Origin of the sequence: Sphingobacterium sp. UBA5996 (assembly GCF_002429765.1) — a bacterium.
In the GTDB taxonomy this organism is placed as follows: Bacteria; Bacteroidota; Bacteroidia; order Sphingobacteriales; family Sphingobacteriaceae; genus Sphingobacterium.
Genome location: NZ_DJAS01000011.1, coordinates 154,186 through 167,497, shown reverse-complemented (window position 1 = coordinate 167,497; position 13,312 = coordinate 154,186). Strand labels below are relative to the sequence as shown.

At 39.4% G+C, this 13,312-nt stretch carries 13 protein-coding genes; 11 read left to right on the top strand and 2 right to left on the bottom strand.

Features of this window, described 5'->3' with window-relative positions:
• Positions 1-224: 224 nt before the first annotated feature.
• The gene (def, locus tag B3E00_RS08160) at positions 225-1,451 is read left to right on the top strand and encodes a peptide deformylase (RefSeq protein WP_293938003.1); all 1,227 of its coding nucleotides are present in this window, start codon (positions 225-227) and stop codon (positions 1,449-1,451) included.
• 120 nt (positions 1,452-1,571) lie between these two features.
• Here def and B3E00_RS08155 read toward each other — a convergent pair whose 3' ends face one another.
• A complete protein-coding gene (locus tag B3E00_RS08155; RefSeq protein WP_209578418.1) occupies positions 1,572-2,561 on the bottom strand; it encodes an aspartate-semialdehyde dehydrogenase in 990 nt (329 codons plus the stop codon).
• Positions 2,562-3,135: 574 nt separating this feature from the next.
• Here B3E00_RS08155 and B3E00_RS08150 point away from each other — a divergent pair.
• From B3E00_RS08150 to B3E00_RS08105, 10 genes are all read left to right on the top strand, one after another.
• Entirely contained in the window at positions 3,136-4,083 is a 948-nt protein-coding gene (locus B3E00_RS08150) for an NAD-dependent epimerase/dehydratase family protein (RefSeq protein WP_209578416.1), read from the top strand.
• Positions 4,084-4,085: 2 nt separating this feature from the next.
• Positions 4,086-4,811: a YebC/PmpR family DNA-binding transcriptional regulator gene (locus tag B3E00_RS08145; protein WP_209578414.1), complete on the top strand. Its 726-nt coding sequence runs from the start codon at positions 4,086-4,088 to the stop codon at positions 4,809-4,811.
• A 120-nt stretch (positions 4,812-4,931) separates the two neighbouring features.
• Positions 4,932-6,221 (top strand): hypothetical protein, encoded by a 1,290-nt coding sequence (locus tag B3E00_RS08140; RefSeq protein ID WP_293938001.1) that lies wholly within the window; start codon positions 4,932-4,934, stop codon positions 6,219-6,221.
• A 65-nt stretch (positions 6,222-6,286) separates the two neighbouring features.
• Positions 6,287-7,030: a DeoR/GlpR family DNA-binding transcription regulator gene (locus tag B3E00_RS08135; protein WP_046673148.1), complete on the top strand. Its 744-nt coding sequence runs from the start codon at positions 6,287-6,289 to the stop codon at positions 7,028-7,030.
• Positions 7,031-7,053: 23 nt separating this feature from the next.
• Positions 7,054-8,514, top strand: coding sequence for a lipopolysaccharide biosynthesis protein (locus B3E00_RS08130; RefSeq protein ID WP_293937999.1), 1,461 nt, complete (start codon positions 7,054-7,056; stop codon positions 8,512-8,514).
• Positions 8,515-9,387 carry a glycosyltransferase family 2 protein gene (locus B3E00_RS08125; RefSeq protein ID WP_293889306.1) on the top strand — a complete coding sequence of 291 codons (873 nt, stop codon included), beginning with the start codon at positions 8,515-8,517 and terminating at the stop codon, positions 9,385-9,387.
• A 3-nt stretch (positions 9,388-9,390) separates the two neighbouring features.
• Positions 9,391-10,305 carry a glycosyltransferase family 2 protein gene (locus B3E00_RS08120; protein ID WP_293889305.1) on the top strand — a complete coding sequence of 305 codons (915 nt, stop codon included), beginning with the start codon at positions 9,391-9,393 and terminating at the stop codon, positions 10,303-10,305.
• A 6-nt stretch (positions 10,306-10,311) separates the two neighbouring features.
• Positions 10,312-11,067 carry a glycosyltransferase family 2 protein gene (locus B3E00_RS08115; protein WP_293937997.1) on the top strand — a complete coding sequence of 252 codons (756 nt, stop codon included), beginning with the start codon at positions 10,312-10,314 and terminating at the stop codon, positions 11,065-11,067.
• Positions 11,067-11,282 carry a DUF3820 family protein gene (locus tag B3E00_RS08110; protein ID WP_046673143.1) on the top strand — a complete coding sequence of 72 codons (216 nt, stop codon included), beginning with the start codon at positions 11,067-11,069 and terminating at the stop codon, positions 11,280-11,282. Before B3E00_RS08115 ends, B3E00_RS08110 begins: the two co-directional genes overlap by 1 nt.
• A gap of 95 nt (positions 11,283-11,377) precedes the next feature.
• Complete coding sequence (locus B3E00_RS08105) at positions 11,378-12,364, top strand: rhodanese-related sulfurtransferase (RefSeq protein ID WP_293937995.1); 987 nt, start codon at positions 11,378-11,380, stop codon at positions 12,362-12,364.
• Between the two features lie 127 nt (positions 12,365-12,491).
• On the opposite strand, the gene B3E00_RS08100 is transcribed toward B3E00_RS08105, so the two are convergent.
• Complete coding sequence (locus B3E00_RS08100) at positions 12,492-13,187, bottom strand: DUF937 domain-containing protein (protein WP_293937993.1); 696 nt, start codon at positions 13,185-13,187, stop codon at positions 12,492-12,494.
• Positions 13,188-13,312 lie beyond the last annotated feature (125 nt).

The following is a 13,312-nucleotide window of genomic DNA, read 5'->3' as shown; positions in this document are numbered from 1 at the left end:
CAAATTCAACTCATTAAGATTGGGCACAATGGTGTTAAACAATGAAAAACAACGTTTTGAATAATCGAAATCAAGTAATAACTTTGATTGTAGATTTTGCTACGACAAAAGATATTGATTTTTGAAACTATAATCTCTTCCTTTACGCTTTGCCAAATTCTAATGTTGGCAAGAAGTGGCACAGTATTAAATCATAAAAATCGGACAGAAAGATATTTAAACAAATGAAAAGAACACTTGTAGCCAGTTTCCTGTTGGCCTTATGCTTGAATACGCATGCACAAACTAAATACGAGCAATACATTACCACTCTTCGTGAAGAAAAAGCCGCTGAATTGGCGAAAGAACAATATGGCCCATTGAAATCAGATCAAGTGGCATTTTTGGATTACTTTCCTGTAGACGTCAGCTACAAAGTAAAGGGCAAAATTGATGTTCTGTTTGATGAACCAGTTTTTCGGATGCCGACCTACGACGGCACAAGCAATGAATACAAAAGATACGGAATCATAACATTTATCCTTCAAGGTAAAAAACGTGTACTGAATGTCTACCAAAGCGTCGCATTATTTCAAAACCCTGCATACAAAAAGCATTTATTTTTGCCATTTCTAGATTTAACAAATGGCCAGGAAAGTTATAGTGGTGGCCGATATATTGATCTATCCACAGACGATATAAAAGGGGACAACGTTGAGATAGATTTTAATAAAGCATATAACCCCTATTGCGCTTATAGTAACGGTTACCGTTGTCCGGTTCCCCCAGTTGAAAACAATTTAGAAACAAAAATTATGGCAGGAGAAAAAGCATTTCAAAAGTCAAAAAACGAAAGGCCGGTCAATCTTAATGCAGGCCAGGAATTCAGTGCTGCCGACAAGGAAATCATTTCATCTGGAGGTGAAAATGCAATTCTTCGTGTATTGCAGACAACGGACGAAAAAGATCTGAAAGTTTTAAAAGCGACAAGCACTGATGTCAAATACAACGACCCATTGATTGAATCACTTGCCAAAAGAATGTTTGCGACGGTACGTGATCCCAATCACCCGGGTGTAGGCATCGCTGCGCCACAAATCGGTATAAATAAAAATCTAATCTGGGTACAGCGATTTGACAAACCAGATCAACCTTTTGAGTTCTATATCAATCCTAAAATTCTATGGCGCTCCAAATTAAAACGTACGGGTGCCGAAGGTTGCCTTTCTATTCCTAACCGTAAAGAAGACGTATTGAGGAGTTACGCGATCCGCTTGCAATACATCGATAAAGAAGGGAAAGTGATCGAAGAAAATATTGAAGGCTTTACTGCTGTTATTTTTCAACACGAAACCGATCATCTCTTCGGGATCTTGTTTCCGGATCGACTCGAAGAGCAAAGTAAAGAAGCATACTCCCCATTAAATGATAAGATTGAGTTTTCTATCAAGCCCAGCACATTGATGCCGTAATCTTTTAGGACACGATTCAGAGTCAACCAGTAAGTGCCCTAAATTATTAATCGCTTATAAAAAAGAGCCCCCATGAACGTTATCATGAGGGCTCCATATTTATTATGGAATCTACTTGAGTTAGATCAATCCTTTTTCAGCTAATAACTCGGCTACTTGAACGGCGTTGGTTGCAGCACCTTTACGTAAGTTATCCGCTACTACCCACATGTTAAGGGTATTTGGTTGAGATTCATCGCGACGGATACGTCCTACAAATACTTCATCTCTACCATGTGCATCTTTCGGCATCGGATATTGCAGTGAAGATGGATCGTCAACAACGATACAACCGCTTTGTGCCGCTAAAGCTGCACGTACATCATTCAAATCAAAGTCATTTTCAAATTCGATATTCAACGACTCAGAGTGTCCACCCATTACAGGAATGCGCACTGTCGTTGCAGTGACTTTAATAGAATCATCACGCATGATTTTATTTGTTTCAAGAATCATTTTCATCTCCTCTTTTGTATAGCCGTTTTCTTGGAAAACATCAATATGAGGGATTACATTGAGATCAATCTGATAAGGATAAGCTTTCTCACCATCTTTTCCGGCACGCTCATCCATTAATTGGTTGACGGCTTTTACGCCCGTACCTGTCACAGATTGGTAAGTCGAAACTACCACACGCTTAATTTTATATTTATCGTGTAATGGCTTCAACGCCACTACCATTTGTATCGTCGAACAGTTTGGATTTGCAATAATCTTGTCGTCAGCAGATAACACATCACCGTTTACTTCCGGAACTACCAGTTTTTTTGTAGGATCCATACGCCAAGCCGAAGAATTGTCGATCACCGTAATTCCAGCTTCAGCAAATTTAGGAGCAAATTCTTTCGATGTATCACCGCCAGCGGAAAACAAAGCAACATCAGGTTTTAAAGCAATAGCCTCAGATGGAGTCACCACCTTATATTTCTTTCCCTTGAATTCAATTTCCTTACCCTTGCTACGCTCTGAAGCTACTGGAATTAATTCTGTTACTGGGAAATTTCGCGCCGCCAACACGGTTAGCATTTCAGTACCTACAAGGCCTGTTGCGCCGACTACTGCCACTTTCATTTTTGTCTGTGTTTAAATTGTGTATATAAAATTTGTTATTTGATTTTGTTTTAGTTGATTCTCGAAGAATGAATTCTTCAAATTTAAAAAATATTCAGCAATTTCACTATTAAAATAACAAAATATTAGTCCCTCTACTAAAAATGTCACAACATTTAGAGTTTATTGGCGCTAATTGCCGAAGAACGATCTCTACATCACGTACCAGCCGATAAAATTTAATATTAAAGCAATTCAAAAAAAGTAAAAATTTTCGCTGCTTATTCAAAAAAAAAGAACAAACGATTGAAACAGTTTAAAATCTCATAAAAACAGCCCCAAGAGTCTATAAATTAACGTTTTTTACACACATCATCCAACATCCCACAGTTGATAGATACTGAAAAGCCTTTATATTTGCATCATAAACCGCCATGGTTGAAATTTCATTTTCATTACACGATGAAACGTAAATTATGTCAGGCTAGATCCTGTCCTAATCGATGGGAACAAATGAGCGGAGCGATTCCTTTATACTGTTGAGCATGGACACTCAAGATGGTAAAAGTAGTAGCTTCATAAATTAAACTTACAAATGAAAGAAAGCATTATTATCATTGGTGCAAATGGCCAGATCGGCACAGAATTAGCTATCGCATTGCGCAAAAAGTTTGGTGCAGAGAATGTTGTAACCACTGACATTAGAGAACCACAGATTAAAAGCCCTGACGAAAATTTCGAAATCGCTAATGTTCTTGACAAAAATGGACTTGAGAAATTATTTCAACAATATAAACCTACTCAAGTATACCTACTAGCGGCTATGCTTTCGGCTACAGGAGAAAAGTATCCTGAAAAAGCTTGGGAATTGAATATGAATGGCTTATTAAATGTTCTTGATTTAGCTGTGAGCTATAAAGTTTCGAAGATATTTTGGCCAAGCTCAATTGCCGTTTTCGGACCACATTCTCCCAAAAATAATACCGAACAATATTGTGTAATGGATCCAAACACAATTTATGGAATCAGCAAACTTGCAGGCGAGCGCCTCATAGAATGGTATCAAGAACACCGTGGTCTTGATATTCGCAGCCTCCGTTATCCCGGCATCATTTCTTGGAAAACTGAACCAGGGGGCGGTACAACGGATTATGCAGTAGACATTTTTTATGAAGCATTAAAAACCGGTTCCTATGCTTGCTTCCTATCTGAAAACACAGCATTACCGATGTTGTACATGGAGGACGCCATTCGGGGCACACTCGAATTAATGGATGCACCAAAAGAAAGACTAAGCATTCGCCACAGTTATAATCTTGGAGGTATCACATTTACTCCAAAAGAACTTGCACAAGAAATTAAAAAAATTCTTCCTAATTTTGCAATCTCTTACGTAGAGAACGATCCGAGACAACAGATTGCCGATTCATGGCCTGCTAGTCTAGATGACTCCTATGCAAGAAAAGACTGGAATTGGACGCCAGAATTTGACATCCAAAAGATGACGGTCGACATGATTGAAAATCTTAAAAACAAAATATAACAATGGGAAGAGCTTTCGAATTCAGAAAAGAGCGGAAATTCAAACGCTGGGCCAAAATGGCCGTTCAATTTACACGTTTAGGTAAAGAAATCGCTATGGCGGTTAAAGAAAGCGGCCCTCATCCCGAAACCAACTCGAGACTTCGTACAGCAATACACAATGCCAAGGCCGTTAATATGCCCAAGGATCGTATTGAAGCTGCAATCAAACGTGCTTCAGAGAAAGATTCCAAGGGTTATGAAGAATATGTATACGAAGGCTATGGCCCTCATGGTGTACCTGTTTTAATTGAAACTGCTACCGATAATACCAACCGAACTGTAGGAAACATTCGCAGCTATTTTACGAAAGCTGGCGGTTCACTGGGAAAAACAGGATCACTGGATTTTATTTTTAACCGCAAATCCATTTTCCGTTTTGCTGCAACAGAAGAACTGGACTTAGAAGAGTTGGAATTAGAGTTGATCGATGGGGGCTTAGAAGAATTATACGTGGAATCTGATGAAGAGGGCAATGATGTTGCTGTCGTTCAAACTTCTTTTGAAGACTTTGGTAATATGCAAAAATTACTGGAAGAGAAAGGAATTGAGGTGAAATCTGCGAAATTGGAACGCATCGCCTTATCGCATTCAGATATTACCGAAGAACAAGCAGCGGATGTCTTAAAGATGATTGATAAAATCGAAGAAGATGATGATGTTCAAGCTGTTTACCATAATATGGCATAGTTAAGGAATCTGTCAAATAACAAAAAAGAGCGCTCGTCGCTCTTTTTTGTTTAAAACACCGTCTAGCTCCGTCAGAAAAATTACTACATTTGTAATAGACTAAATCAAACTCGTATCAGAATGACTTTTGAAGAATTTTTCATAAAAAAGAAAATTGATTTAAAAGCTTTACAAGCTGCAGATAAACCCTTATTTGAGGAGTTCAAAGCACATTATTCTGCGATGGGAGAAAAAAGCTTTGACCACAGCAAGAAGTTCTGGTTCAATAAGCTTCGAAAAAGCTTCCATCTGAAAGAGGAAGAAACTCCAGCCGCAAAACCTGCAGTAAAACAGGCCGTGGCTGATACTCCAACGGAGACTTCTGGTTCGAAGGCGATAAAACCGGCGGGCTTCAAAACTCGATTCAAAGCTGCAATTACACCAGCAGTTGATGAGGCTAAAACCACCGAAGCACCTGATTCTGCTAAAACTGAGACTGACTCTGCTCCTACAGGATTTAAGCCGAGATTCAAGGCCGGAGTCACTAAAGCTCCTGACGCAGCAGCAACTACTCCTGCAACTGACGAAACTACTCCATCGGCGCCAAAACCAACAGGATTCAAACCTAGGTTTAAAGCCGGAGTCACTAAAGCTCCTGACACAGCAGCAACTACACCTGCATCCGAAGAAACAACTGACAAAGCTACTCCATCAGCGCCAAAACCAACAGGATTTAAGCCGAGGTTTAAAGCCGGAGTCACTAAAGCTCCTGACGCAGCAGCAACTACTCCTGCATCCGAAGAAACAACTGACAAAGCTACTCCATCGGCACCAAAACCGACAGGCTTTAAGCCGAGGTTTAAAGCGGGGGTGACGAAAACAGAAACTTCCGAACAAGCGCCGCAGGCCGAACCAATAGATAAAATCAGTTCAGAAACAACTATAAACGCTGAACCAGAAAATAACAATTCAGATACCCAAGAACCTGTTGCCAACAAACCAACAGGCTTCAAACCACGGTTTAAAGCGGGGGTGACGAAAATAGAGACTTCCGAACAAGCGCCGCAGGCCGCACCAATAGATAAAATCAGTTCAGAATCAACTATAAACGCTGAACCAGAAAATAACAATTCGGATACCCAAGAACCTGTTGCCAACAAACCAACAGGATTCAAACCACGGTTTAAAGCAGGTGTGACGAAAATAGAAACTTCTGAACAAACGCCGCAGGCCGCACCGAAAGCCGAAGTCAAGTCAGAAGAAGTCGTAAATTCGGAAAAAAAAAACGACGATTCAGACACACAGAAGACTCCGGCAATAGCGCCCGAAAACCATAGCATTGACGAACAGCAAACTGCAACCAGTAAACCCACGGGCTTCAAACCAAGGTTCAAAGCTGGCTTAACAAAAATTGACAAAAAGGAAGAATAATTTTCACTACATTTAGAGTGATTTTTTCAATTAATTTTTAAATTCCGATTAAAAACCACAGACCAATGTTAAAGGAAGAAAGACAAGCATTCATTATACATCAGATTAACCTACATAACAAAGTTTTATCTTCAGATCTAAGTGTCCAGCTGAATGTATCTGAGGATACAATTAGACGAGACTTAAACGAACTTGCAGAGAACGGTAAAGTTTTAAAAGTCTATGGTGGAGCATTATCCAAATCTTTTCAATTTCCCTTCCAGGATGGGAATGTGTATGCCAAGGAAGCAAAAAAAGAAATTGCTAAGAAAGCAAGCACATTGATCTCAAATGGCATGACAGTCTTAGTCGGCGGCGGGACAACCTTAATCGAATTGGCAAGAACAATACCCGATCACCTGCAGTGTACATTTTTCACTATAAGCCCGTTAGTTGCATTAGAACTGGCAGAAAAACCAAACCTGGAAGTCATTTTGGTCGGCGGAAAGCTTTCACGCAACACAAACATTGTTTCTGGAGCTCAAGTGGCCAATGAATTGGCCGATCTTAAAGTCGATCTTTGTTTGTTGGGAACAAATTCTCTTTCCGTAGAAGACGGAGTTACTGACTCGGACTGGGAAGTGGTACAAATCAAACGCGCCATGATTAAATGTTCAAAAAAGGTAGCTATTCTGAGTATCGCTGAAAAATTAAATTCTGTTCAGAAAATGAAAGTCGTCCCTTTACGGGATATCTCTTATTTGATTACCGATGTCAATCCGACTGATGTTTCCCTAAAAGAATTTGCGAATACAATTGCAATACTTTAATATTGCCGCTCATTTAATTTAGCATGTCATCTCATCAGGAAAATGACTCTTTAAAATCAAAAACGACAAAAGGACTCTTATGGGGTGGCATGGCCAGCATCATACAGCAGTTTTTGGGATTTGGTTTCGGTATCCTACTAAATCGTAAACTAACAGCGGAAGATTACGGTTTAGTAGCGATGATCACTATCTTTTCCGTTCTCGCTTCTGCCTTTCAAGAAAGTGGGTTTGTTTACGGTATCGTCAATAAAAAGCAGGTCGAACATAAGGATTATAACGCTGTATTCTGGACAAGTGTAGGGATTGGAACATTCATCTATATTGTTTTATTTTTCGCAGCTCCTCTTATCGCTCTATATTATAACCAACCAGTACTTATAGAACTAAGCAGGTTTACCTTTTTGTCCTTTTGGCTAGGAAGTTTTGGTATCGCCCATAACGCCTACCTCTTTAGGAATCTAAAAATAAAAGAACGCGTTGTTACGGGCACTTTTGCACTTATTGTATCCAATTTGGTCGGGGTTTATCTTGCTTATAAAGATTATGCTTATTGGGCGTACGCTATTCAAATTGTATCCTACAGTGGCTTTAATATGCTCGGATTCTGGTATTTTTCCAAATTTAGGCCAACTTTTCAATTCGATTTCCGCCCCATTCGTGACATTTTAGGATTTAGCAGTAAAATACTGGTTACCAACATCTTTATCAACCTGAATAAAAATATCTATGCGGCAATCTTAGGACGCCATTATACTGCAGAAGAATTAGGTTACACGGTTAATCCAAACCGCTGGAGCATCATGGCCCAGAATATATTAACCAATATGGTCAATAATGTGACCCAGCCCATTTTAAAGGAGATAGAAGATGATAAAGACAGGCAAGTAAGGGTGTTTCGCAAACTGATTTCTTTTACTGCTTTTTTGGCATTTCCCATGTTATTGGGTTTAACCACTGTGGCACAGGATTTCATTTCGATTGCAATCACCGACAAATGGGCGCAAAGTGCCATATTTCTTCAAATATTTTGTATTGGAGCGGCATTTGATTCTGTTAGCAACGTTTTTTCTAACCTCATCATTAGCAAGGGAAAACCTCAAGTTTATATGCGGAATATAGTCATTTTTGGTTTGCTCCAAATCGCTATTCTCTTCTTTGGCAAATCATTAGGTTTAGAACTGCTCATTGGATTAACCTCGGGATTAAACGCGCTTTGGATATTCGTTTGGTATGCATCGGCGAAACCGTATATGAACTATTCATTCCGTTACCTTCTAGGGGATATTTTTGCTTATGCACTATTGGCAACCATCAGCTGCCTAACAGCTCATTACGCCACCGCCGCTATCCCTAACCTCTATCTTCGGTTTGTCAGTACAATTGGAGCTGCTGTATGCATCTACATCATCGTTAATAGAATCTTTAAACCAGGTATTCTATTAGAGCTCTCTCACTATTTCATCAAAGTTATCCGAAAAAAATAAATGGCTAAGATACTCTCGATTATCGTTTCTTATAATTTTGAGCCCTGGATCCACAAGTGCTTACCTAGCCTTGTGGCATCGACTTATCCAACAGATATTCTGGTTATCGATAATAATTCTGCAGATAATACAACACAGATCATCAAAGAAAATTATCCAACAGTAAGGTTAATAGAAAGTACTGAAAATTTAGGGTTTGGAAAAGCTAACAACATAGGCCTCGAAATTATTTTGAAAGAAGAATATGATTATGCTTTTTTGGTCAACCAGGATGCCTGGGTGGATCGGAACTGTCTCGCCAATTTAATCAAGGTAAATACAGACAATATCGGCATTATTTCACCGATTCACTACGACGGTACAGAAACCACACTGGACCATGGCTTTGCTGAGTACACAAAAGATGCCATCACCAAAAATTCCTATCGGATCTGTCCTTTTGTCAATGCCGCCTTTTGGTTGATCCCCAACACAGTTATCAGAAAAGTCGGTGGTTTCGCACCGATCTTTTTTCATTATGGGGAAGATAAGGATTATGCCAACCGCATCAATTACTACGGATTAAACATTGTTCTGGCTGAAGAAGCCAAGGCTTATCACGATAGGCAGCAACGCAAAACAGACCGCAAAGCTTTTATGAAAAGCGAATTTGTCTATCATCTGACTGAATATTGCAATATCAATTATACTTTTGTAAAAGCTTTTTCGATGGCGGTATTGGCAAGCCTAAAGAAAATGGCATCTTCATTTTTTAAAGGAGATCTTTTTGAAGCAAAGAGCTATTTAACTATTGTTTTTAGATTACTTGGAAAAACGAGTGCTGTTTATCGGACTCGTCAGGCCAACAAGAAAGCATTCAACACAATCTTTTGACACATGAACAGTATTGCTCCAGTCATACTTTTTGTCTATAATCGTCCTGATCATACGATAAGAACGCTTACAGCATTAGAAAAAAATAAACAGGCAGACCAAACTATACTTTACATCTATTCGGATGCTGCAAAAAATGAAAAGTCTGTTCAAGCAGTTGATGAAGTGCGAAAAATTATCAATAGGGCCTGGAAATTTAAAGAGGTGATTATCGTAGAACGAAAAGAAAATTGGGGTCTGGCAGCGAATGTAATTGACGGTGTTACGAAAGTGGTCAATACGCATGGAAAGATTATTGTCTTAGAAGACGATCTAGAAACTTCAGTTTTTGCCCTGGATTATTTTAACAAAGCATTGGAGCGGTATAAAGATCAAGAACAGGTCATGGAAATCAGTGGCTACAGTTATCCGGTAAAGGATTTAAATAAGCTGCCAGAGACGTTCTTTTTCCGAGTGGCAAACAGTTGGGGTTGGGCAACCTGGGATCGCGCCTGGAAATATTTCAACCCAAACATTGATGAAATTGTATCGGATTTTACAGCAGCGCAGATCCATCAATTTAGTATAGAGGGTAAAGAAAACTTTTGGAAACAAGTACGGGAATTGAAGGCGGGAAAGATCAACTCTTGGGCGATACGCTGGTATGCTTCCATATTCAGAAAAAATGGATTAGTTTTGTATCCTAGGAATTCGATGACCCAGAATATTGGGAACGACGGTTCGGGCACACATACAGCTTCTGAATCAACTTATCAGGTTGCACTAGCTGAACATCCTGTAGCGTATTTTCCAACGGAAATTTCAGAAAACAAACAAGCTTACGAAGCTATCAAGCATTTTTATGCACATCGCAAAGGATCATTGTTCAACCGTGCCATCCGATTCTTTAAAAAGAAAATAAACACATTCAATACATAAAGAAACATGTCTGCTCATCCTAAATTCTCGATTATAACTGTCGTTTACAACAATGTGCGTGACATAGAATACACCCTTAAATCTGTTGTTAATCAAAGCTATGACAATATAGAGTATATTGTGATAGACGGACAATCAACCGATGGTACATTAGATGTCATCCAAAAATATAGCAATCAGATCTCTGTCGTGTTATCCGAGAAAGATAAGGGCATCTATGATGCGATGAATAAAGGGTTGGCCCTAGCAACAGGTGATTATGTTCTTTTTCTAAATTCCGGTGATGAAATATATGATCTCAACAGCATTGAGAACCTTGCTAAACTGAGTGACAACGCCGATATTCTTTATGGCGAAACTATACTTGTAGACGAACATCGAAATATTGTTGGTGAACGGAGACATAAAGTCCCAGCTTATTTTAACTGGAAAAGCTTTCGCTATGGTATGAATATATGCCATCAGGCCATCTATATCAAGCGTGACATCGCCGAGCCATACGATCTCAATTATAAATTATGCGCCGATATTGACTGGGTTATTCGCTGTGCCAAAAAGTCAAAAAAATCCGTTAATGCACAGCAATATGTGGCCCGCTATCTTGTTGGTGGAATGTCAAAGCAAAAACATAAGGAATCTTTGAAAGAGCGTTTTGCTATTTTCAAACACTACTATGGGGCTATTCCTAATCTATTCAACCATGGGATTATTGCATTAAAAGCCATATGGCACCGTCTTAATTATGGAAAACCTCAAGACTAATGTTAAATCCTGAAATTTTAACCGAGCTTGTTACAGTCAAGATGCCGTTTGGCAAATACCAAGGCTACACCTTATGTAATCTTCCTGAGCCATATTTGGTCTGGTACAACCAAAAAGGTTTTCCGAAGGGAAAACTAGGTCAGCAGTTAGCGACACTCTACGAAATAAAACTCAACGGTCTGGAGTATCTTCTCGAACCTTTGAAGAAAAGGTGACGAGGGTCATTTTATTCCATTTATTATTTTTCGTAGCTTTGCAAAGAATTTATTTTTAGCATTAAACGCCGTTTGCAGCGGTATCAATGAATATCATGACACAATATCAAACTTTGCTGTACTATTGCTACAGCCCTATCGAGGATGCCGAAAAATTTGCATCAGATCACTTAGAATTTTGTAAATCACTGGGCCTAGTCGGTCGTATCATTGTCGCTGATGAGGGTCTTAATGGAACTGTTTCCGGCACTATTGAAGCGTGTAAAAGCTACATGGATGCAATCTATGCGGATGGACGTTTTAACAAAACAGAATTTAAAATTGACGATGTCGAAGAACCGTCATTCATTAAAATGCACTGCCGATATAAAGCCGAGATTGTTCACTCTGGGTTGCGTGATCCGAAAGAAATTGACCCCAACCGTCAAACAGGTGTTCACCTCGAACCCAAGGATTTCTTGGCGATGAAAGATCAGGAGGATGTTGTTGTTTTGGATGTACGTTCAAATTACGAGCACAATGTCGGTCATTTTAAAAATGCTGTTACTTTAGATATTGAAAACTTCCGCGAGTTCCCGGAAAAAATCAAAGAGCTTGAAAAGTATAAAGGCAAAAAAATATTAACCTACTGCACCGGAGGAATTAAATGTGAAAAAGCATCTGCTCTTTTATTAAAAGAAGGATTCGAGGATGTTTATCAATTACATGGTGGTATTATTAAATATGGGAAAGAAGCTGGTGGCGAGGATTTTGAAGGTCAATGCTACGTCTTCGACAATCGCGTTACTGTCGATGTAAATTCTGTTAACCCATCCGTGGTATCAACTTGTTTTAACTGTGGCAAGCAAACCACCAAAATGATCAATTGCGCCAACCCAACTTGTAATGAACATTTCACGCAATGTGATGAGTGCGGCTGGGAGATGGACGGATGCTGCTCGACAGCATGTAAAGAGAACCCAAATAAACGTGAATATGACGGAACAGGATATTATGTCAAGGTACCTCAACCCGTCAATATTGATAAAATCAGCAAAAGAAAACATAAAAATTTCCCACCGAAAGTATCGGTCGAAGATTAATACGAATTGGACAAAAAGCATGAGGTCGGAAGTGTAGAACTTCCGACCTCATACTTTTTAGAATCTGTATCATCTCCGCTTAAGCTCATGCTCGCTTTTCCAAAACAAAATAATAGCTTAACACAGCTTATTTTCCAAACATACCGGCGATTGAATCAAGAATATTGCCCTTCGCCTGTCCATCGTTATTTTTATCAAAAAAACTGCCTGCTAGTCCACCCAACATGTCCGTAATGCTACCGCCCGCTGTGGGCTGCTCCGTTGTTTGCGCTTGTTCTTCTTGACCACCGCCCAAAAAAGAGCCCAAAATACCCCCCAACATACCGCCACCTGTATTCTGTTGTGTTCCACCTCCTAGCACAGAACCGATCAGATCGCCAATACCACCGCCACTTGAAGCCTGCTTTTGTTGCCCTAAATATCCCATTACGATAGGGGCCAGCGTGGCCAGTACCCCTGTTACCTGTGAGGAACTCAAGCCTGCTTTATCCGCAATATTCTGGGTTACTACTTCGGTATTTTGACCAAACATATGGTTAACAATTTTATTGCCATCTTCAGAACCATTCTGCTCCGCTCCTCCTTGTCCAAATAGATCGCCAATTTTATCGAGTATCCCGCTATTGCTATGCTGATCAATAGCATTGTCAATATTTTCTGCCTGCCCTTTGTTTTTCGCGTTGTAATTCAGTGCTGCAATCATCAAGGGAACTGCTGCCGCTACAATCCATTTTGCTTTAGATTCACTGACACCAGTTATTTTTGAAATAGTCTCTATCACTTTGGAACCTACTCCACCTGTAACTAAATCTGTTAAATTCATAAGTCTTCGTTTATAGTTATATAATGAAGATAACGATTTTTTCGGTGAGTTAAGAAAATGCATGATGATAAGAAAGCCGCTAACAATAACTATTAACGGCTTTAAATGTATTTTATTACAAATCG